The following is a 20,424-nucleotide window of genomic DNA, read 5'->3' on the forward strand; positions in this document are numbered from 1 at the left end:
GGGGTGCCGGTTGCCCGGTCTACAGGATTCGATATGCGCAATACCCAGAACCTCAGTATTATTCGTTCAGAACCGCCTCCGGCGACCGGCGACGAGACCACCTGGTCTTTGTCGGGCGCTGCCGTGGGCTTTATTTCATGGCTGCTGGCGCTGGGTATTCCCTTCCTTCTCTATGGCAGTAATACACTTTTCTTCCTCCTCTACACCTGGCCATTCTTCCTTGCGTTGATGCCAGTGGCGGTGGTGGTCGGTATTGCGCTGCACTCTCTGCTCAATGGCAAACTGCTCTATAGCGCCAGCGCGACCATCCTGACCGTCGGGCTGATGTTTGCGCTACTCTTCCTCTGGCTGTTGGGATAACCCGTTTCTGGTATGAATCAAGCATGGGTATCAGCGGCAAAAATATGGTACAGTCCCCGCGTTACGCGGCATCGTCCGCGCGCCCCGGTAGCGTACCCGGGCGAGTTTTGGGATGATGATGCCGTTTTTCAGGGGGCAGGATGGGTAAACTAACGCTGCTATTATTAGCTTTGCTGGTCTGGCTACAGTATTCGCTGTGGTTCGGTAAAAACGGCCTGCATGACTACACGCGGGTTAACGACGACGTCACCGCCCAGCAGGCGACTAACGCCAAATTAAAAGCACGCAACGATCAGCTGTTTGCCGAAATTGACGACCTCAACGGCGGTCAGGAAGCGATCGAGGAGCGTGCGCGCAATGAACTCAGCATGACCCGCCCGGGCGAAACCTTCTATCGTCTGGTACCGGATGCGTCTAAACGCAACCAGGCATCGGGGCAACAGCAGAACAATCGATAACCAGGCCCAGGATTACGACATGGCAGCCACTTTTCCGGGCATTTGCGCCGTGGTGCCGGCAGCCGGTTTTGGCCGCCGCATGCAAACGGAATGCCCGAAACAATATCTCTCAATCGGTAACAAAACGATTCTCGAACATGCGGTCGCCGCGCTGCTGGCGGATCCGCGCGTCCAGCGCGTGGTGATTGCCGTCAGCCCCGGCGATCGGCGCTTCAGCCAGCTGCCGCTGGCCCAGCACCCGCAAATTACCGTCGTGGATGGCGGCGCCGAGCGCGCCGATTCGGTACTCGCCGGCCTGCAGGCGTTACCGGAAGCGCAGTGGGTGCTGGTGCATGACGCCGCGCGCCCCTGCCTGCATCAGGATGACCTCAGCCGCCTGCTGGCACTCTGTGAAACCAGCCGCATCGGCGGGATCCTCGCGGCCCCGGTGCGCGACACCATGAAGCGCGCCGAGCCGGGCAAAACCGCCGTCGCCCATACCGTCGATCGTAATGACCTGTGGCACGCGCTCACCCCGCAATTTTTCCCTCGCGAGCTGCTGGTGGATTGCCTCACCCGGGCGCTGAACGAGGGGGCCACCATCACCGATGAAGCCTCGGCGCTGGAGTACTGTGGCTTCCATCCGCAGCTGGTCGCCGGACGCGCTGATAATATTAAAGTGACGCGCCCGGAAGATCTGGCGCTGGCGGAATTTTACCTCACCCGTTCCCGACACCAGGAGAAAGCTTAATGCGAATTGGACATGGTTTTGACGTACACGCTTTTGGCGGTGAAGGCCCAATCATCATTGGCGGGGTACGCATTCCTTATGAAAAAGGGCTGCTGGCCCACTCCGACGGCGACGTCGCGCTGCATGCGCTGACCGACGCGCTGCTGGGCGCCGCGGCGCTCGGCGATATTGGCAAGCTGTTCCCGGATACCGATCCGGCGTTTAAAGGCGCCGACAGCCGCGAACTGCTGCGCGAAGCGTGGCGCCGCATTCAGGCCAAAGGCTATACGCTCGGCAACGTCGACGTCACCATTATCGCCCAGGCACCGAAAATGCTGCCGCATATCCCGCAGATGCGTGTCTTTATCGCTGAAGATCTCGGCTGCCATATGGACGACGTCAACGTGAAAGCGACCACCACCGAGAAGCTGGGCTTCACCGGCCGCGGGGAAGGGATCGCCTGCGAAGCGGTCGCGCTGCTGCGTAAGGCCGACAAATGATCGCCTTTGACCAACTGACCTGGCTGCACGGCAAGCCGCAGAGCAGCGGGCTGCTGAAAGCCAATCCGGAAGATTTTCTGGTAGTGGAAGACCTGGGCTTTGCCCCGGACGGCGAAGGCGAGCACGTGCTGGTGCGGATCCTTAAAAACGGCTGCAATACGCGCTTTGTCGCCGACGCGCTGGCGAAATTCCTCAAAATCCATGCCCGTGAAGTGAGCTTCGCCGGGCAAAAAGATAAGCACGCCGTCACCGAGCAGTGGCTGTGCGCTCGGGTGCCCGGCAAAGAGATGCCGGATCTGAGCAAATTTCAGCTTGAGGGCTGCCAGGTACTGGAATATGCCCGCCATAAGCGTAAGCTGCGATTAGGCGCGCTGAAGGGCAACCAGTTTACCCTGATCCTGCGCGAGATTAGCGATCGCCAGGAGGTGGAGACGCGTCTGCAGGCCATCGCTGAACGGGGCGTGCCGAACTATTTCGGCGCTCAGCGCTTCGGCATTGGCGGCAGTAACCTGCAGGGCGCGCTGCGCTGGGCGGAGAGCGGCGCGCCGGTGCGCGATCGCAATAAGCGCAGTTTTTGGTTGTCGGCGGCCCGCAGCGCGTTGTTTAATCAGCAAGTCAGTATTAGATTAAAAAAAACGGAATTTAATCAGGTTGTTGATGGCGATGCGCTACAATTAGCGGGGCGTGGGAGCTGGTTTGTCGTCACACCGGAAGAACTCGAGGTTTCGCAGGCGCGGGTGCACAACCGCGAACTGATGATCACGGCTGCGCTACCGGGCAGCGGCGACTGGGGAAGCCAGCGCGACGCCCTGGCCGCCGAGCAGGCCGCCATCGCCGAGGAAACCTCGCTGCAGACACTGTTGGTGCGGGAGAAAGTCGAGGCGGCGCGCCGGGCGATGCTCCTCTATCCGCAGCAGTTGAGCTGGAACTGGTGGGATGATGTAACCGTTGAACTGCGTTTCTGGCTGCCGGCGGGCAGCTTCGCCACCAGCGTGGTCAGGGAGCTTATCAATACAACGGGTGACTATGCGAATATTGCTGAGTAACGATGACGGGATCCATGCGCCGGGGATACAGACCCTGGCGAAGGCCTTAAGGGAGTTTGCCGAGGTCCAGGTGGTTGCACCCGATCGTAACCGCAGCGGGGCTTCGAATTCGCTGACGCTGGAATCGTCATTGCGCACCTTTACCTATGAAAATGGCGATATCGCCGTCCAGATGGGGACGCCGACGGACTGCGTCTATCTTGGCGTGAACGCGCTGATGCGCCCGCGCCCGGACATCGTCGTTTCCGGCATCAACGCCGGACCCAACCTGGGCGATGACGTCATTTACTCCGGCACCGTGGCGGCGGCGATGGAAGGCCGCCATCTGGGGTTCCCCGCGCTGGCCGTGTCGCTCAATGGCTATCAACACTACGACACCGCCGCGGCGGTGACCTGTACTCTCCTGCGCGGACTCAGCCGTGAACCGCTGCGCACCGGGCGGATCCTCAACGTCAATGTCCCGGACCTGCCCCTTGACCAGATCAAAGGCATCCGCGTGACCCGCTGCGGCAACCGCCATCCTGCCGATCAGGTGATCCCGCAAAAGGATCCGCGCGGCAATACCCTGTACTGGATAGGCCCGCCGGGCGATAAGCGCGACGCCGGGCCGGGCACCGATTTTGCGGCAGTGGATGAAGGCTATGTTTCCGTTACGCCATTGCACGTCGATTTAACCGCCCATCAGGCGCATGAGGTGGTCACCGATTGGCTGGAACGTGTCGGGGTTGACAGGCAATGGTAAGTAAACGTGTTGAAAGTTTGTTGAATCAACTGCGCACGCAGGGCATCGTCGATGAACGTGTCCTCGAGGCGATCGCGCGCGTCCCGCGCGAAAAGTTTGTTGATGAAGCCTTTGAACATAAAGCGTGGGAAAACACCGCGCTGCCGATTGGCCAGGGGCAAACCATCTCCCAGCCGTACATGGTGGCGCGGATGACCGAGCTGCTGACGTTGACGCCGGAGTCGCGGGTGCTGGAGATCGGCACCGGTTCCGGTTACCAGACGGCCATCCTGGCGCATCTGGTGCATCACGTTTGCTCGGTAGAGCGAATTAAGAGTTTACAGTGGCAGGCGCGTCGTCGCCTGAAACAACTTGATTTACATAATGTTTCAACCCGTCATGGCGATGGGTGGCAAGGTTGGCAGGCGCGGGCGCCGTTTGATGCCATTATTGTGACGGCGGCGCCGCCGGAAATACCGACCGCGCTGCTGGCGCAGCTGGATGACGACGGCGTGCTGGTACTGCCGGTTGGCGAGGAGCATCAGTTTCTCAAACGGATCCGTCGCCGGGGCAACGAATTTATCATTGATACCGTCGAGGCCGTTCGCTTTGTTCCCCTGGTGAAAGGGGAGCTGGCCTGAGACCCGGATTATTCCAGGTTTTTTTTGCCTGACTTTAGGCGTAGGGTGGACACATTTTTCAGTGTCCTGGCCGGGCGTCGCCCGGTAAGCAAGATATTGGCAGTTAACATATTCCTGGGGGATAAATGAGCGCGGGAAGCACCAAATTTACCGTCAGCCGTATTGCGGCTCTTTCACTGGTTTCACTCTGGCTGGCCGGATGTACCAACACCAATAATCCGCCTGCGCCGGTCAGCTCTGCCGGCGGTGCCGCCTCTTCCAGCACCAACTCCGGCATGTTGATTACGCCGCCATCCTCCGGCGTCAAGTCTGCTCCTCAGGCGCAGCCGATCCAGCCGGTACAGACCCAGACCATTCAGCCGCAGCCAATGGCGCAGGAGCCGGTGCAGACGGTGAATGGCAAGATCGTTTATAACCGCAAATATGGCGATATTCCGAAAGGTAGCTATACCGGCGGCAGTACCTATACGGTCAAACGCGGCGACACGCTGTTCTATATCGCCTGGGTCACCGGCAACGATTTCCGTGACCTGGCGCAACGCAACAATGTCCCGGCCCCGTACGCTCTGAACGTCGGCCAGGTGCTGCAGGTCGGCAACGCTTCAGGCCAGCCGATCACCGGTGAAAATGCCGTTTCTCAGGCCAGCGCAAGGGCGAGCGGCGGTGCGACGGCCACCACAACTTCTGCACAAAAATCGACCGCGGTGGTTGCTTCACAACCGACTATTACGTATTCTGAATCCTCAGGTGAACAAAGTGCTACCAAGATGTTGCCTAATAATAAACCAGCGACCACGACCTCGACGGTCGTCGCGCCGGTGACGGCACCAACAACGGTGAGCACAACCCAGCCGACTGCAAGCAGTACGTCAACCAGTTCGCCGATCTCATCATGGCGCTGGCCGACTGATGGCAAAGTTATCGAGAACTTTAGTGGCGCGGAAGGCGGCAATAAAGGTATCGACATTGCAGGCAGTAAGGGACAGGCTATTGTCGCGACCGCCGATGGGCGCGTCGTCTATGCCGGTAACGCACTGCGCGGCTACGGTAATCTTATTATCATCAAACACAACGATGATTACCTGAGTGCCTACGCTCATAACGATACCATGCTGGTTCGGGAGCAACAGGAAGTCAAAGCGGGGCAGAAAATCGCTACCATGGGTAGCACCGGAACCAGCTCAACAAGATTACATTTTGAAATTCGTTACAAGGGGAAATCCGTCAACCCGCTGCAGTACTTACCGCAGCGATAATTTGGCAAAGTACGGATAAGCGAAGCATTAGCTAACAGGCGCCAGGGCGGTGTCTATGCGCCTCTCGCAGAGAGGAGTAGGGGAAATCGTCCTGGCGTCTTTTGTTGATGCACCGTGGAAGGTGCTTTGCTCAGGGATCACGGGTAGGAGCCACCTTTATGAGTCAGAATACGCTGAAAGTTCATGATTTAAATGAAGACGCGGAATTTGATGAGAACGGAATTGAGGTTTTCGACGAGAAGGCCTTAGTAGAAGAGGAACCCAGTGATAGCGATCTGGCTGAGGAAGAGCTGCTGTCGCAAGGCGCAACGCAACGCGTGCTTGACGCCACTCAGCTTTATCTTGGAGAGATTGGTTATTCCCCACTGCTGACCGCGGAAGAGGAAGTCTATTTCGCGCGTCGCGCACTGCGTGGTGATGTCGCTTCACGCCGTCGCATGATTGAAAGCAACCTGCGTCTGGTGGTGAAGATTGCCCGTCGTTACAGCAATCGTGGTCTGGCGCTGCTGGATCTGATTGAAGAAGGTAACCTCGGCCTGATCCGCGCCGTTGAGAAGTTTGACCCGGAACGTGGGTTCCGTTTTTCGACCTATGCGACCTGGTGGATCCGCCAGACCATTGAACGGGCGATCATGAACCAAACCCGTACGATCCGTTTGCCGATCCACATTGTCAAAGAGCTGAACGTCTATCTGCGTACCGCGCGCGAGTTGTCCCATAAGCTGGACCACGAGCCGAGCGCGGAAGAGATTGCCGAACAGCTGGACAAACCGGTCGATGACGTCAGCCGTATGCTGCGTCTGAACGAGCGCATCACCTCGGTGGATACCCCGCTGGGTGGCGATTCAGAAAAAGCGCTGCTGGATATTCTGGCCGATGAGAAAGAGAACGGCCCGGAAGACACCACGCAGGACGATGATATGAAACAAAGCATCGTTAAATGGCTGTTCGAACTGAACGCCAAGCAGCGTGAGGTTCTGGCGCGTCGTTTCGGTCTGCTGGGTTATGAAGCCGCCACCCTGGAAGATGTGGGCCGTGAAATTGGCCTCACCCGCGAGCGTGTGCGTCAGATCCAGGTGGAAGGTCTGCGTCGTCTGCGGGAAATTCTGCAGGGGCAAGGACTGAATATCGAAGCGCTCTTCCGCGAATAAGATCTTTTCTCTCAAAAAGGCCCCCTCGAAAGTCGGGGCCTTTTTCTTTGCGCTAGCCGCGGCGGGTTTCCTGCAGATGGCGCCAGACAATTTTCCCTTCCGCTTGCTGAAAAATCGCCGTCGACCAGCGTACGTTCTCACTGCCATCCGCCAGCGTTTGGCGTTCACGGTATAGCACGGCGGCGCCGTCGTGCCACTCGCTGATGATTTTCGTCTGATCCACCACGATGTGTAATCCCGGACGGCTTGCGCCCGCCTGGTGGAAAAAACGGCTCACCGTCGGGTAGTCCATCTTATCGCCGCTCAGAGGGATCATAGTGAATTCGGCGGCAAAACGGCTCATCAGCGCCTCAGCGCTCCCTTCCCCCTGGCTTAACCAGCGTTCGATAAGGACATGGGCGTCGAGGACTTCCTGCAGATACGGGTTCATGACTTCTCCAGAGTGGTGTGCAGGCGATGGATAATCGCCCGATTATTCAGCCGCAGGCAACACAGCAGCGGCAACAGGGTTATGGCGGCGGCGCAGCTAAACGCGCCTTGCCAGGCGTAGGCCGGCGGGAATATCCTCAGCAGCAGAGCGAGCAGCGCGCTGCCGGCAAAGAAGCTGAGCTGGCGGTTAAGGTTCCACAGCGCGCTGGCGTCAGGCATCTCTTCGCCAGGCGTATGCAGGAAAGCGCTGCTTTGCGCGGTGCTGCTGCATAAGCTACCTCCGCCGCCCATCAGCGTAAAGGCCAGAATCAACAGCGCCAGCGGGCTGTGCGCATCGACCTGCAGCAGCAGCAGGATCCCTGCCGCCTGAAGCAGGCAGCCGACTATCACCAGAGGCCGCGGTCCGAAGCGGTTGAAATACCTGCCGGTAAAGGTGATGGCGACAAACGAGGCCAGCGACCAGGGCACCATCAGGGCGCCAATGGCCCCCGGCGCCATCCCGGTGACGCGTTGCAGGTAGAACATTCCCACGACGTTGACGCCAATAAACATTCCCGGTACGCAGAGATAAATAAGCATGGCGAAGCGCAGGAGAGGATCGGCCAGCAACGACAGCGGGAGCAAGCGGGCCGGCCGGACAGGGGCGGAGGTGTCGTTCAGCCATCGCGCCGCCAGCATAAAGGTAAGCAGGGCGACAGGCAGGCTGGCGAAAAAGACCCAGCGCCAGCTGAAGGCCTGGACTAGCAGACCGCCGATCGCCGGCGAGCAGGCGGGCGCCAGCAGGCCGACCAGCATCACCGCCGCCGATAGCTTCGCCCGCTCCTGCGGCTGAAACAGCGGCCAGGTCAGCGCCTGACCGAGGGGGATTAGCAGCCCGCCGCCCATCCCCTGCAACGTCCGCCAGAAAATCAGCGCACCCAGGCTGTGGGCCAGCCCTGATGCCAGCGCGCCGAGGCTGAACAGCCCCAGCGAGAGTAAAAACAGCCGTTTTGGTCCACAGCGCTGGCTGAGCCAGGCGCTGAACGGCACGACGACCGTCAGGCCAAGAATATAGGCATTGCTGACCCACGCCAGCTGCGAGACGGATACCGCCAGCGCGTGGCTGATAGCCGGGAAGGCGATGCTGGCGATAAACATATTGATTAAGTCGAGAAAAAAGCCGAACAGAAAAACGGTGGCAACGCGGTGGCGATAGGTCATGATTCACTCCCTCAGACAGGCGGCTACTGTAAACCCGGCGCCACGGGGGATAAACGGGGTGAATCGGGATATACTGTCTGAATATTTTTGACAATCATCCGGACGACGATGCTAAACCTTCAGCGCGTGACCATGTTTATCGCCGTGGTGGACGCCGGCAGCTTCACCCAGGCCGCCGCGGCGCTGGGGCAGACCAAAGCGGTGGTCAGCTTTAACGTAAGGCAACTGGAAAATGAGCTGGGGGTGACCCTGCTGCTGCGTTCGACGCGCCGTCTGCGGCTCACTGACGCCGGGGCGCTGTTCTATCAGCGTGGGGTGGCGTTGCTGAAAGCGGCGGAAAATCTGCAGGATGAGGTTCGGGCCAGCCATAGCGGTTTAAGCGGAGAGCTGCGGATCACCACTACGCCGGAGTATGGCGCACAGGTTATCATCCCGGCGCTGGCGGCGTTTTCCCGTCATCATCCGGCGTTACGGGTGCGGCACGTCTCGTCCTCCCATCATGCGGATCTTATCTCCGAACGATTTGACGTGGCGATACGCCTCGGCACGTTGGCCGATTCCCGCTACCGGGCGACGCGGATTGCCAGTTTTGCGATCCTGCCCGTCGCCTCACCGGCCTGGCTGGCGAGCCATCCGCTGCAGACGCTGTCCGATCTGGCGCAAGCTGACTGGATTATTCACGAGCGTCTGCCGGCGCCGCTGCGCTGGCAGCTGCGAACGGATGAACAGGCAGAGGTGGATTTTACGATAGTCAACGCGCCACGGTTTTCAGCCGACAGCGCCACGGCGCTGATGAGCTTTGCTCTGGCCGGATGCGGCGTCGCTTTGCTGCCTGCCTGGCTGGTGGCCGGGAAACTGGCGCAGCGGGAGCTGGTGGCTGTCCTGCCGGAATACCATTTCCCGCCGCAGGGCGTTTATGCCCTTTTTCCCGATGCGCAGCATATGCCGACCCGGGTGCGGGCGTTTATCGACTTTCTGCGTGAGCAGCTCGACTAGGCGCTTGCTCAGGGAACCATCATCTTACGCACCAGCCGGGAGAACTGCTCGCGTTCATCATCGCTCAAGCGGCCGAGAAACTCGTCATCGACCTCATTGCCTTGCGGAATGGAACGGTTAAGCAGCGCCTCGCCTTCGTCGGTCAGAAAGACAAAACGGCGGCGTTTATCGGCCGGATCGTGCTCCCGGCGCACCAGGCCGCGCGCTTCCATCCGGCTGAGCATCTCCGCCAGCGTGGCCTTAGTACTGACCGCCGCTTCAATCAGCACCACCTGTTCGATCCCCGGCTGCTCGGCAACCGAGCGCATCACCGCATACTGAGGCTTAGTCAGGTCCGGTAACGCCTGCTGCCAGCGGGCGGTATGTTGTTGAAAAAGCTGGCGCAGCAGGTGGAATGCTTCGTTTCGTAACTCCATGAATACTCCGTAACAAAACTGTCACCTCTATGATAGCTGTTCGTACGCCTTTTTATACCTTTTCCCTGTTTGATTAAAAATGCGCACGTATACGAACGATCTTGTCATTTGGCTCAGGAGTGGGTAATTTAAGTACAAAGTTCGTATACGAACAAAATGAATGAGGTGTGGAATGAAACTGATTATTGGGATGACGGGGGCCACCGGGGCTCCGCTTGGGGTGGCATTGCTGCAGGCGCTGCGCGATATGCCGGAGGTGGAAACCCATCTGGTGATGTCGAAATGGGCCAAAACCACCATCGAGCTGGAAACGCCGTGGACGGCACGGGAAGTGGCCGCGTTGGCGGACTTTTCCCACAGCCCGGCCGACCAGGCCGCCACCATCTCATCAGGTTCATTTCGCACCGACGGCATGATCGTTATTCCCTGCAGTATGAAGACGCTGGCGGGCATTCGCGCGGGCTATGCCGAAGGGCTGGTGGGCCGCGCGGCGGACGTGGTGCTTAAAGAGGGGCGCAAGCTGGTGCTGGTCCCGCGGGAAATGCCGCTCAGCACGATCCATCTGGAGAACATGCTGGCGCTGTCCCGGATGGGCGTGGCGATGGTGCCGCCGATGCCGGCTTACTACAACCACCCGGAAACGGTTGACGATATCACCAACCATATTGTGACCCGGGTGTTGGATCAGTTTGGCCTCGACTACCACAAGGCGCGCCGCTGGAACGGCTTGCGTACGGCAGAACAATTTGCACAGGAGATCGAATAATGGCTTTTGATGATTTGCGCAGCTTTTTGCAGGCACTGGATGACCAGGGACAACTGCTGAAAATCAGTGAAGAGGTGAACGCTGAGCCAGACCTGGCGGCGGCGGCCAATGCCACCGGACGCATCGGCGACGGCGCCCCGGCGCTGTGGTTCGATAATATTCGCGGCTTTACCGACGCCCGGGTGACGATGAACACCATCGGCTCGTGGCAGAACCATGCCATCTCGCTGGGCCTGCCGCCCAACACGCCGGTGAAAAAGCAGATTGATGAATTCATCCGCCGTTGGGATAACTTCCCGGTGACGCCAGAGCGCCGCGCCAACCCGGCATGGGCGGAAAACACCGTGGATGGCGACGATATCAACCTGTTCGATATTCTGCCGCTGTTCCGCCTCAACGATGGCGACGGTGGCTTCTACCTCGACAAAGCCTGCGTCGTTTCGCGCGATCCGCTTGACCCTGACAACTTCGGTAAGCAAAACGTCGGTATCTACCGTATGGAAGTGAAAGGCAAGCGCAAGCTCGGCCTGCAGCCGGTGCCGATGCACGATATCGCCCTGCATCTGCATAAGGCGGAAGAGCGCGGGGAAGACCTGCCGATCGCCATTACCCTCGGTAACGACCCGATTATCACCCTGATGGGCGCCACGCCGCTGAAATACGATCAGTCAGAATATGAAATGGCCGGCGCGCTGCGCGAGAGCCCATATCCCATCGCCACCGCGCCGCTGACCGGCTTTGACGTGCCCTGGGGTTCGGAAGTGATCCTCGAAGGGGTGATTGAAGGCCGCAAGCGTGAGATAGAGGGACCGTTCGGTGAGTTTACCGGCCACTACTCCGGCGGTCGTAACATGACGGTAGTGCGCATCGACAAAGTCTCGTATCGCAGCAAACCGATTTTTGAATCGCTCTATCTCGGTATGCCGTGGACCGAAATCGACTATCTGATGGGCCCGGCCACCTGCGTGCCGCTGTATCAGCAGCTGAAGGCAGAGTTTCCGGAAGTGCAGGCGGTCAACGCCATGTACACCCACGGTCTGCTGGCGATCATCTCCACCAAAAAACGCTACGGCGGCTTTGCCCGCGCGGTGGGACTGCGGGCGATGACCACTCCCCACGGCCTCGGCTATGTGAAGATGGTGATTATGGTTGATGAAGACGTCGACCCGTTCAATCTGCCGCAGGTGATGTGGGCGCTCTCCTCTAAGGTTAACCCGGCGGGAGACCTGGTGCAGTTGCCGAACATGTCGGTCCTTGAACTTGACCCAGGCTCCAGCCCAGCGGGCATCACCGACAAACTCATTATCGACGCCACCACCCCGGTTGCGCCGGACCTACGCGGCCACTACAGCCAGCCGGTGCAGGATCTGCCGGAAACCAAAGCCTGGGCTGAAAAACTGACCGCCATGCTGGCCAACCGTAAATAAGGAGAAGAAGATGATTTGTCCACGTTGCGCCGATGAAAAGATTGAAGTCATGGCAACATCGCCGGTGAAAGGGGTCTGGACTGTGTATCAGTGCCAGCACTGCCTTTATACCTGGCGGGATACCGAGCCGCTGCGCCGCACCAGCCGCGAGCACTATCCGGAAGCGTTCCGGATGACGCAGAAAGATATTGATGAGGCGCCGCAGGTGCCGCACGTACCGCCGCTATTGCCGGAAGATAAGCGTTAATGAAAAGGGCCCGCTAAGGGCCTATTTCATTTGGGCTATTTTACCGGCCATATTAAAACTGGGCAGTGCGCAAACTGCCTGCGACAAATACGCCGACTGGGATAATCTCTCAGTCGGTTTTTTTATATTTCGCAGAATGATAAAAGTTATTTTATTCATTAAATCCAGAAATGGTGTAAAGGGATAATAGCGTGGGATGACTTTGCGAGCCTGCTTCCAGATTATTATAAAATCCGTCTGATTAATTCCTTGCAGATAAATTTCACGCCCTGACGAGTATAGAATAGCGGCGGGTGCTTGAGGCTGTCTGGCCTTGAGCATTACCAGGACCCCAGACAGACGAAAGCCCCAGGAGATATTTCTATCAACTGAGGCTAGCGAATGAACATAGACAATTCAGATGTTAGTCTCTTCTTTGCAGGGAGGCAAGATATGCTGACAAAATATGCCCTTGTGGCAATCATCGTACTGTGTATTACGGTACTGGGATTTACGCTGTTGGTGCACAGCTCGCTATGCGAGCTGAGTATTAAAGAGCGTAGTATTGAGTTTAAAGCTGTTCTCGCTTACGAATCGAAGAAGTAGCATCCGCGCGGGGGCAACCCCGCGTATTGGTTGTCAGGACGCATCCTCTTGCACCCATTTTTAGTTTGTTAAAACGGCAGCGCGGAGCGGCGCTGCCGTTTTTGACCTTAATAGGGCGATTGGGGTGCTAGACCAGACTTTTCAGACGATAAATCCACTCCAGCGCCTGACGCGGGGTCAGGGAGTCCGGATCAAGATTCTCCAGCGCCTCAACCGCAGGCGAGGTCTCTTCCGGGGCGGCGAGCAGCGACATCTGCGTGCCGTCGACCTGGGTCGCCGCCGCGTTGGGCGAAATACTCTCCAGCTCGCGCAGTTTCTGCCGCGCGCGCTTGATCACCTCTTTCGGCACCCCGGCCAGCGCGGCGACCGCCAGGCCGTAGCTCTTGCTGGCCGCGCCATCCTGCACGCTGTGCATAAAGGCGATGGTGTCGCCATGCTCCAGCGCGTCGAGATGGACGTTGGCGACGCCTTCCATTTTCTCCGGCAGCTGAGTGAGCTCGAAGTAGTGGGTGGCGAACAGCGTCAGCGCCTTGATTTTGTTGGCGAGATTTTCCGCACAGGCCCATGCCAGCGACAGACCGTCGTAGGTGGACGTGCCGCGGCCAATCTCATCCATCAGCACCAGGCTGTGTTCGGTGGCGTTGTGCAGGATATTGGCGGTTTCAGTCATCTCCACCATAAAGGTCGAGCGGCCGCTGGCCAGGTCATCCGCCGCGCCGACGCGGGTAAAGATGCGATCGATGGGGCCTATCTCCACCTTCTGCGCCGGGACGTAGCTGCCGATATAGGCCAGCAGCGCAATTAACGCGGTCTGGCGCATATAGGTACTTTTACCGCCCATGTTCGGCCCGGTGATGATCAGCATCCGCCGCTGCGGCGCCAGCTGCAGCGGGTTGGCGATAAACGGCTCTTTCAGCACCTGCTCGACCACCGGATGGCGGCCTTCGCTGATGCGAATGCCCGGCTTATCGCTAAAGGTCGGGCAGCAGTAGTTCAGGGTTTCCGCGCGTTCCGCCAGGTTGACCAGCACGTCCAGCTCGGCCAGCGCGCTGGCGCTCGCCTGCAGGTCGGCAAGGTGCGGCAGCAGCAGGTCGAACAGTTCGTCATAAAGCTGTTTTTCCAGCGCCAGCGCCTTGCCCTTGGAGGTCAGCACCTTATCTTCGTATTCCTTCAGCTCAGGAATAATGTAGCGTTCGGCGTTTTTCAGCGTCTGGCGACGCACGTAGTGGATCGGCGCGAGGTGGCTCTGGCCGCGGCTGATCTGGATATAGTAGCCGTGGACGGCGTTGTAGCCGACCTTCAGGGTATCGAGGCCCAGCCGCTCGCGCTCGCGGATCTCCAGCTTATCGAGATAATCAGTGGCGCCATCGGCCAGCGCCCGCCACTCGTCCAGCTCTTCGCTGTAGCCCGGGGCGATAACCCCGCCGTCGCGGACCAGCACCGGCGGCGCGTCGATCACCGCGCGCTCCAGCAGTTCGCGCAGTTCGCTAAACTCGCCCATTTTCTCGCGCAATTTTTGCACCGGCTGACTGTCAACGTCGGCCAGCTGCTCGCGCAGCAGAGGCAACTGCTGCAGGGCATGACGCATGCGGGCTAGATCGCGTGGACGGGCGGTACGCAGCGCCAGACGCGCCAGAATACGTTCCAGATCGCCGACCTGGCGCAGCACCGGCTGCAGCTCGGTATAGCGCTCCTGCAGCGCGCCGATGGTCTGCTGGCGCTCCACCAGCACGGCGGTATCGCGGACCGGCATATGCAGCCAGCGCTTGAGCATCCGGCTGCCCATCGGCGTCACCGTGCAGTCGAGCACCGAGGCCAGGGTGTTATCGGTGCCGCCGGCGAGATTCTGGGTGATCTCCAGATTACGGCGGGTGGCGGCATCCATAATAATGCTGTCCTGCTGGCGTTCCATGGTGATGGAGCGAATATGCGGCAGCGAGGTGCGCTGGGTGTCTTTGACATACTGCAGCAGGCAGCCGGCGGCGCACAGGCCGCGGGGGGCGTTTTCCACGCCGAAGCCGACCAGATCGCGGGTGCCGAACTGCAGGTTAAGCTGCTGGCGCGCGGTGTCGATTTCAAATTCCCACAGCGGGCGACGGCGCAGGCCGCGGCGGCCTTCGATCAGCGACGATTCGGCAAAATCTTCCGCGTACAGCAGCTCCGCTGGATTAGTGCGCTGCAGCTCTGCCGCCATAGTTTCGCGGTCGGCCGGTTCGCTCAAGCGGAAGCGGCCGGAGCTGATGTCCAGCGTCGCGTAGCCAAAGCCTTTACTGTCCTGCCAGATGGCGGCCAGCAGGTTGTCCTGGCGCTCCTGCAGCAGCGCTTCATCGCTGATGGTGCCCGGCGTGACGATACGCACCACTTTACGCTCGACCGGCCCTTTGGTGGTGGCCGGGTCGCCTATCTGCTCGCAAATAGCTACCGACTCGCCCTGATTAACCAGTTTCGCAAGATAGTTTTCCACCGCGTGGTGGGGGATGCCGGCCATGGGAATGGGTTCGCCCGCGGAGGCGCCGCGTTTGGTCAGCGAGATATCGAGCAGCTGCGACGCGCGTTTCGCATCGTCATAAAACAGCTCGTAAAAATCCCCCATCCGGTAAAACAGCAGAATGTCAGGATGTTGCGCCTTCAGCTTGAGATACTGCTGCATCATCGGCGTGTGGGCGTCGAGATTGTCAATTGTGCTCATGGGGTGTTATCCAGATCCCTGATTTGAAATGGCTGCGATTTTGTTGTTTTCGTCGTTATCACATGGATGAGACATGATAACGGAGATGGGCAGGCGAGGGAAACTGACGAACGCGCGCGGCGCGATCCGGATTCCAGTTGCAGAGGGGGATGAGTCATCAAAAGCCAGCATCAGGATGTGCAGTTACCGGTTCAAAAAAGCCCTATCCGATATTTCCCTGGATAAGCCTTAACGGCAGCAGTTAGCAACGATCCTTGATATACTGAAACCATCAGGTGAATGAAAAGGGAGATGCCATGAGTCACAACAAAAAAGATCAGGCCACATACGCCAGACCTTCCCGCGCTGACATCGTTCGTTCTGTTGCGACATCAACCGCGGTCGAGACAGGGCAACCCTCAGCCAGAGTTGAAGAGAGTCTTGAAGCCGCGCGCAAAAAATATGCGCATCTTCGTCTTGCCTAATCCCTTCTTAAGGCCATGCTGACCCAGTGTTTCATCGGTCGATAGTCCAGAGTCAAACCTGCATGGATAGCCGATATATACTGGGTTTTGTTTTGTTCCCAGCTTTGATAATTCAGCGGTTTATAGCCAGCCTGCACCGCCATCACATCAGCTAATAATCGTGATAAACGCCCGTTATCCTCTCTGAATGGATGGATGAGGATCAATTCAACATGTGTGAATGCGATAGCTTCTGTGAGCTGCAATTCACTCATGCCTGAACAAGGCGTATAATGAGCAAGGTATTTCTTATCAAAATCGTTTAGCAGTTTAGCCAGCTGTGCTGAAGGGGCGAACATAAAATCGCCTTTGCTGATATTGACCGTTCTTTCCTGGCCTGCCCATGCATAGATATTGCCTAACCAGCGATAATGCCACTTTTTCAGGATATTGACGCTGAGCAATCCGGTTGGAAAGTGTTCCTCAAAAACCGAGCGATAAAGTTGTTCCAGCAGTACCAGTTCTACGCTATCCATCTCATTTGCGTCAGCAATCCCGAGTTTATTAGCCAAAACCCGTTCACCTGAATTTTTCTCATACTGGCCTTCGCTGCCAGCAACTGTGTATCGGCTCATGGGGACCCTCAAAAGGGAACGCTGATAGATATGAAAGTATAATGCTCATCAGCTTTTGCGGTGTAATACCGAACGCGCGCGGCGCGATCCGGATTCCAGTTGCGCCGCGCGGGGGTTACGGCGCCAGATAGACCTGGGGGGCCGCGTTGTCCGAATGCTGGCCGAGGCGGACATCCGCCCCGTACCAGCGATGGATAACCGGCTGCTGGATCACCTCCTGCGGCGTGCCCTGGGCGACCAGATGGCCCTGGTGAAGCAGCAGGATGCGGTCGGCCCACAGGGCGGCGAGGTTAAGGTCATGCAGCACCACGCACACGTGCAGTTGCCCGCCGGCGGTGAGCCGTTTGAGCAAGCGCAGCAGATACTGTTGATAGTAAAGGTCCAGCGCCGAGGTGGGTTCATCAAGAAACAGCCAGCCCTGCGGCGCGCCGTCGCGCCACAGCTGCGCCAGACAGCGGGCGAGCTGTACCCGCTGCTGCTCGCCGCCGGAGAGGCCGGGATAGCGGCGGCCGGCAAGGTCATCGCAGCCGGTGACGGCCATTACCGCCGCCAGCACCGCCGGGTCCGCGGTCGGACCCCACGGCGAGCGCCCCATGGCGATGACCGTTTCCACCGTCCATTCAGCCTGCAGGGCCGTGCGCTGAAGCATGACCGCCCGCCGGCGCGCCAGCGCCTCGGGTGACCATTCCTCCAGCGGCGTGCCCGCCAGATGGCGAGTGCCGCTATCCGGAGTCAGGTACCCGGTAAGCAGCCGCAGCAGCGTGGATTTGCCTGCGCCGTTCGGCCCGATAAGCGCCGTCATCTCGCCGCCGCGCAGCGCGACGGAGACGTTGTCGATAATCTGCCGCTGGCCGAGGCGAAGCGCCAGTCCCTGCGCGCAGTATTCATTAGCCATGTTTGAGATTCTCCCGGCGAAAGACCAGCCACAGAAACCAGGGGGCGCCCAGCAGGCTGGTGAGCAGACCGACCGGCATCTCCGCTGGCGCCGCTACGGTGCGGGCCAGGGTATCGGCCAGCAGAAGCAGGATGGCGCCGGCCAGCAGCGAGCCGGGGATCAGCCCGCGATGATCCGGCCCCAGCCACAGGCGCATCAGGTGCGGCACCACCAGGCCGATAAAGCCGATGACTCCGCTGATGGCCACCGCCGCGGCCACCAGCACCGCGCTGCACAGCAGCAGCCAGCGCTGCAGCGCCCGCACGTTGACCCCGAGATAGTGCGCCTCTTCATCGCCGAGCTGCAGCAGATTCAGGTGGGATGCCATCCACCACACCGCCAGCGCCGCCGGGATGATCAGGGTCGTAGCCACCAGCAGGGTCGGCCACTCGGCCTGGCCCAGGCTGCCCATGCCCCACAGCGACAGCTGGCGCAGCTGGGCGTCGTTGCTCAGCCAGGCCAGCACGCCGACCAGCGCCCCGCACAGCGCGTTGATGGCGATCCCTACCAGCAGCAGGCGCGACAGCGAACCCTCCTCCGCCCGGCTGAGGATAAAAATCACTACCATCACTGCCAGGCTACCAATAAACGCCGCCAGCATCGGCATATACAGGGCGATCAGCCCCGATGCGGAAAGCGGGAGCACCAGCCAGCAGGCCACCGCCAGCGCGGCGCCGCTGCTGATGCCCAGCAGGCCCGGGTCGGCAAGCGGGTTGCGAAACAGCCCCTGCATCACGCAGCCGGAGAGGGCCAGCGCCGCGCCTACCAGCAGGGCCAGCAGCACCCGCGGCAGACGGATGGTCAGCCAGATGTGGCGCAGCATCTCATCCCCGGCGGGCAGCAGGCTGGCCAGCGGCAAACGCATCGCGCCAAGGGTGGTGGCGAACAGCGTCAGCGAAACCAGCAGTAGCGTCATCATCAGCAAACGGCGGGCGAGGGCAGGGCGCATCAGGGCAGTTGCTCCGCTTTTTCACGCAGCGCGATAATTGCCTGCGGGGTGCGCGGCCCAAAGCCGAGCAGGGCCATGTCGTCGATCGTCAGCAGCTGTTTATGGCGACCCGCCGGGGTCTGCGCCAGGCCGGGCAGGCTCCACAGCCCGGCTTCGCCGCCCATCCCTTTGAGACCATCGGCGGAGATCACCACCAGATCCGCCTGGCTGGCGGCCACTCCCTCCTGCGACATCGCCCGATAGTGGTCGAAGCCCTGCATCGCGTTCTGCAGACCGGCGGCGCGAATGGCGCCATCGGCCGCGGTGTGTTGCCCGGCCACCAGGGTATTCATTCCGCCGTGGCTGAGAATAAACAGCACCCGCCTGGCAATCGGCTGCGTTGGAATGGCGGCGATCTGCTGCTGAAGCTGCTGGCGCAGCGCGTCGCCTGCCGGGGTTTTGCCTAATGCTTCGGCAATGACGGCCACTTTTTTATCGATCGCGGCCAGGTTTTCGCCGCCAGGCACGTTAACCACCTTCACGCCGCTCGCCTGCACCTTTTGTAAGACCAGCGAGGGCTGCGCCTGGGCGCTCGCTAACACCAGCTGCGGACGTAATGCGAGGATCCCCTCAGCGTTCAGCTGCCGCAGGTAGCCGACATCCGGCAGTTTTTGCGCCGCCGGGGGCCAGCTGCTGGTGCTGTCCCGGGCGACCAGGCTCTGTTGCGCGCCAAGGGCATAGACGATCTCAGTGACATCTCCGCCGAGGGTGACGAGCCGCTCCACAGCGGCGTGGCTCAGCAGCGGGAAGGCGATGAGAAGCAGTAACCAGCGCATCATGCGGGCAGTCCTTCGCGGGTCAGACGATCCACCTGCTGGCGCCATTGCGCCTGCTCGGGGTGGCCCTCGCTGCGCTGGCCATAGAGCTGGGCAATCTGGGTGCCGTCTTTGGCGAACAGCTCGACGCTGGTGACGTGTCCGTCTGAGGTCGGCTTACGGGTCACCCACACTTCATCGATGCTCTCTTCGCGCAGATGGAGGGTAAAGGTGGGATTGAAGATATTCAGCCAGCCGCGCATCGGCGCCAGCTTTTCCAGGGCGCCGGTGAAAATCTGCACGCAGCCGCGATTGCCGACGAAGATCATGATTTCATTGCCCTCCTGGCGCACCGTCTCCAGTAACGCTGGCAGCGCATGGCGATCAACGCGGCAGGCGAGGTCGTCGCTCACCAGACGGAAGGCCTGCTGGCGGGAAAACTGATATTTACGCAGCAGACCGAAGAACTGGTGTACGTCGGTCATCGCGCGCCAGTCGTTCTCCAGCGCGGCTCCATCGGCGCTCTCGGCATATTTCACCGGCTCCAGCGGGCGCAGGGTCAGCGGTGCCGGGGCCGCCACCCGATACTCCGCGATCAGGGTGTCCCAGGCCGCCATGTCGGTCTGCGTGGTCGCATAGACTTTCAGCAGGGCGTCACCGTGGTGGTCGAAAAACTGAATGCTCTGGCGACCGTTATCGTTCAGATGGAAGGCGCTGGCCCACTGGCTGAGGAACAGACGCAGGTCGAGCGCGCGCGGGTTGAGTACCAGCCCGGCGTGGCCGCTGAGGTGCTGGTGCGTGAACTGGCCGACCTGCTCATGCACGGCATACTCGTTGCGGCAGATGCATTTGGTTTCACCGACGCGCTCCAGGGCGGCAATCAGCGCCCGGGCGTCATCGCTCAGGCGTACGGTATCGTGGCCGAGGCGGGCGGCGGTCAGTTCGGCTTCGCTGATCCCCATTTCCGCGGCGATATCGCGGGCATATTTCGCGGCGCTGGCCGCTTTGGTGGCCTGGTAGCGCTGCCACAAATCGGGGTGGGCATTGGGCATAATTATATCCTTCTCGATGA

General features: G+C 59.9%; 24 protein-coding genes. 15 read left to right on the plus strand and 9 right to left on the minus strand.

The window, feature by feature from the left end:
- Positions 1-33 precede the first annotated feature (33 nt).
- The 9 genes from MKS11_RS02760 (at position 34) to rpoS (ending at position 6,842) form a co-directional block, all read left to right on the plus strand.
- The gene (locus tag MKS11_RS02760; protein WP_004205590.1) at positions 34-360 is read left to right on the plus strand and encodes a DUF3561 family protein; all 327 of its coding nucleotides are present in this window, start codon (positions 34-36) and stop codon (positions 358-360) included.
- Between the two features lie 140 nt (positions 361-500).
- Positions 501-818, plus strand: a complete 318-nt coding sequence (ftsB, locus tag MKS11_RS02765; protein WP_002915156.1) for a cell division protein FtsB — start codon at positions 501-503, stop codon at positions 816-818.
- 19 nt (positions 819-837) lie between these two features.
- Complete coding sequence (gene ispD / locus MKS11_RS02770; RefSeq protein WP_087770881.1) at positions 838-1,548, plus strand: 2-C-methyl-D-erythritol 4-phosphate cytidylyltransferase; 711 nt, start codon at positions 838-840, stop codon at positions 1,546-1,548.
- Positions 1,548-2,027 carry a 2-C-methyl-D-erythritol 2,4-cyclodiphosphate synthase gene (ispF, locus tag MKS11_RS02775; protein ID WP_004181093.1) on the plus strand — a complete coding sequence of 160 codons (480 nt, stop codon included), beginning with the start codon at positions 1,548-1,550 and terminating at the stop codon, positions 2,025-2,027. The genes ispD and ispF overlap by 1 nt, the downstream gene beginning before the upstream one ends.
- A complete protein-coding gene (gene truD, locus MKS11_RS02780; RefSeq protein ID WP_004205599.1) occupies positions 2,024-3,073 on the plus strand; it encodes a tRNA pseudouridine(13) synthase TruD in 1,050 nt (349 codons plus the stop codon). Before ispF ends, truD begins: the two co-directional genes overlap by 4 nt.
- Positions 3,054-3,815, plus strand: coding sequence for a 5'/3'-nucleotidase SurE (surE, locus tag MKS11_RS02785; RefSeq protein ID WP_004205600.1), 762 nt, complete (start codon positions 3,054-3,056; stop codon positions 3,813-3,815). The genes truD and surE overlap by 20 nt, the downstream gene beginning before the upstream one ends.
- Complete coding sequence (locus MKS11_RS02790) at positions 3,809-4,435, plus strand: protein-L-isoaspartate(D-aspartate) O-methyltransferase (RefSeq protein WP_004205602.1); 627 nt, start codon at positions 3,809-3,811, stop codon at positions 4,433-4,435. Before surE ends, MKS11_RS02790 begins: the two co-directional genes overlap by 7 nt.
- A gap of 125 nt (positions 4,436-4,560) precedes the next feature.
- Positions 4,561-5,691, plus strand: coding sequence for a murein hydrolase activator NlpD (gene nlpD / locus MKS11_RS02800; protein WP_004205605.1), 1,131 nt, complete (start codon positions 4,561-4,563; stop codon positions 5,689-5,691).
- A gap of 158 nt (positions 5,692-5,849) precedes the next feature.
- On the plus strand, positions 5,850-6,842 hold the full coding sequence (gene rpoS / locus MKS11_RS02805) for an RNA polymerase sigma factor RpoS (RefSeq protein WP_002915106.1): 993 nt from the start codon (positions 5,850-5,852) through the stop codon (positions 6,840-6,842).
- 52 nt (positions 6,843-6,894) lie between these two features.
- Here the strand turns inward: rpoS and MKS11_RS02810 are convergent, their stop codons facing one another.
- Together MKS11_RS02810 and MKS11_RS02815 are read right to left on the minus strand one after the other, a co-directional pair.
- Complete coding sequence (locus MKS11_RS02810; RefSeq protein ID WP_032456524.1) at positions 6,895-7,272, minus strand: DUF4440 domain-containing protein; 378 nt, start codon at positions 7,270-7,272, stop codon at positions 6,895-6,897.
- Positions 7,269-8,471 carry an MFS transporter gene (locus MKS11_RS02815; RefSeq protein WP_004205608.1) on the minus strand — a complete coding sequence of 401 codons (1,203 nt, stop codon included), beginning with the start codon at positions 8,469-8,471 and terminating at the stop codon, positions 7,269-7,271. The genes MKS11_RS02810 and MKS11_RS02815 overlap by 4 nt, the downstream gene beginning before the upstream one ends.
- A gap of 108 nt (positions 8,472-8,579) precedes the next feature.
- On the opposite strand from MKS11_RS02815, the gene MKS11_RS02820 reads away from it, so the two are divergent.
- Positions 8,580-9,467, plus strand: coding sequence for a LysR family transcriptional regulator (locus tag MKS11_RS02820; RefSeq protein WP_004205610.1), 888 nt, complete (start codon positions 8,580-8,582; stop codon positions 9,465-9,467).
- Between the two features lie 8 nt (positions 9,468-9,475).
- On the opposite strand, the gene MKS11_RS02825 is transcribed toward MKS11_RS02820, so the two are convergent.
- Positions 9,476-9,883 (minus strand): MarR family winged helix-turn-helix transcriptional regulator, encoded by a 408-nt coding sequence (locus MKS11_RS02825; protein WP_004205611.1) that lies wholly within the window; start codon positions 9,881-9,883, stop codon positions 9,476-9,478.
- Between the two features lie 172 nt (positions 9,884-10,055).
- Between MKS11_RS02825 and MKS11_RS02830 the strand changes: the two genes are divergently transcribed.
- The 4 genes from MKS11_RS02830 (at position 10,056) to MKS11_RS02845 (ending at position 12,908) form a co-directional block, all read left to right on the plus strand.
- Entirely contained in the window at positions 10,056-10,649 is a 594-nt protein-coding gene (locus tag MKS11_RS02830) for a non-oxidative hydroxyarylic acid decarboxylases subunit B (RefSeq protein WP_002915099.1), read from the plus strand.
- The gene (locus MKS11_RS02835) at positions 10,649-12,076 is read left to right on the plus strand and encodes a non-oxidative hydroxyarylic acid decarboxylases subunit C (RefSeq protein WP_004205612.1); all 1,428 of its coding nucleotides are present in this window, start codon (positions 10,649-10,651) and stop codon (positions 12,074-12,076) included. Before MKS11_RS02830 ends, MKS11_RS02835 begins: the two co-directional genes overlap by 1 nt.
- A gap of 10 nt (positions 12,077-12,086) precedes the next feature.
- A complete protein-coding gene (locus MKS11_RS02840; protein WP_002915098.1) occupies positions 12,087-12,323 on the plus strand; it encodes a non-oxidative hydroxyarylic acid decarboxylases subunit D in 237 nt (78 codons plus the stop codon).
- 432 nt (positions 12,324-12,755) lie between these two features.
- Positions 12,756-12,908, plus strand: coding sequence for a Hok/Gef family protein (locus MKS11_RS02845; protein ID WP_025999150.1), 153 nt, complete (start codon positions 12,756-12,758; stop codon positions 12,906-12,908).
- A 127-nt stretch (positions 12,909-13,035) separates the two neighbouring features.
- On the opposite strand, the gene mutS is transcribed toward MKS11_RS02845, so the two are convergent.
- Positions 13,036-15,597 (minus strand): DNA mismatch repair protein MutS, encoded by a 2,562-nt coding sequence (mutS, locus tag MKS11_RS02850; RefSeq protein ID WP_023290813.1) that lies wholly within the window; start codon positions 15,595-15,597, stop codon positions 13,036-13,038.
- A gap of 296 nt (positions 15,598-15,893) precedes the next feature.
- Here mutS and MKS11_RS02855 point away from each other — a divergent pair, with 296 nt between their 5' ends.
- The gene (locus MKS11_RS02855; RefSeq protein WP_162838135.1) at positions 15,894-16,061 is read left to right on the plus strand and encodes a hypothetical protein; all 168 of its coding nucleotides are present in this window, start codon (positions 15,894-15,896) and stop codon (positions 16,059-16,061) included.
- Here MKS11_RS02855 and MKS11_RS02860 read toward each other — a convergent pair.
- From MKS11_RS02860 to MKS11_RS02880, 5 genes are all read right to left on the minus strand, one after another.
- Positions 16,058-16,675: a Fic family protein gene (locus MKS11_RS02860; RefSeq protein WP_087770880.1), complete on the minus strand. Its 618-nt coding sequence runs from the start codon at positions 16,673-16,675 to the stop codon at positions 16,058-16,060. The genes MKS11_RS02855 and MKS11_RS02860 overlap by 4 nt on opposite strands.
- Before the next feature lie 115 nt (positions 16,676-16,790).
- Positions 16,791-17,570, minus strand: a complete 780-nt coding sequence (locus MKS11_RS02865) for a heme ABC transporter ATP-binding protein (protein WP_284109366.1) — start codon at positions 17,568-17,570, stop codon at positions 16,791-16,793.
- Positions 17,563-18,558 carry an iron ABC transporter permease gene (locus MKS11_RS02870; RefSeq protein ID WP_048295460.1) on the minus strand — a complete coding sequence of 332 codons (996 nt, stop codon included), beginning with the start codon at positions 18,556-18,558 and terminating at the stop codon, positions 17,563-17,565. Before MKS11_RS02870 ends, MKS11_RS02865 begins: the two co-directional genes overlap by 8 nt.
- Positions 18,558-19,376, minus strand: coding sequence for a hemin ABC transporter substrate-binding protein (locus tag MKS11_RS02875; protein ID WP_023319005.1), 819 nt, complete (start codon positions 19,374-19,376; stop codon positions 18,558-18,560). Before MKS11_RS02875 ends, MKS11_RS02870 begins: the two co-directional genes overlap by 1 nt.
- Positions 19,373-20,404 (minus strand): hemin-degrading factor, encoded by a 1,032-nt coding sequence (locus MKS11_RS02880; protein WP_087770878.1) that lies wholly within the window; start codon positions 20,402-20,404, stop codon positions 19,373-19,375. Before MKS11_RS02880 ends, MKS11_RS02875 begins: the two co-directional genes overlap by 4 nt.
- Between the last annotated feature and the right edge of the window lie 20 nt (positions 20,405-20,424).

It is taken from the genome of Klebsiella sp. K5-45 (assembly GCF_030128605.1).
GTDB lineage: Bacteria > Pseudomonadota > Gammaproteobacteria > Enterobacterales > Enterobacteriaceae > Klebsiella > Klebsiella quasipneumoniae.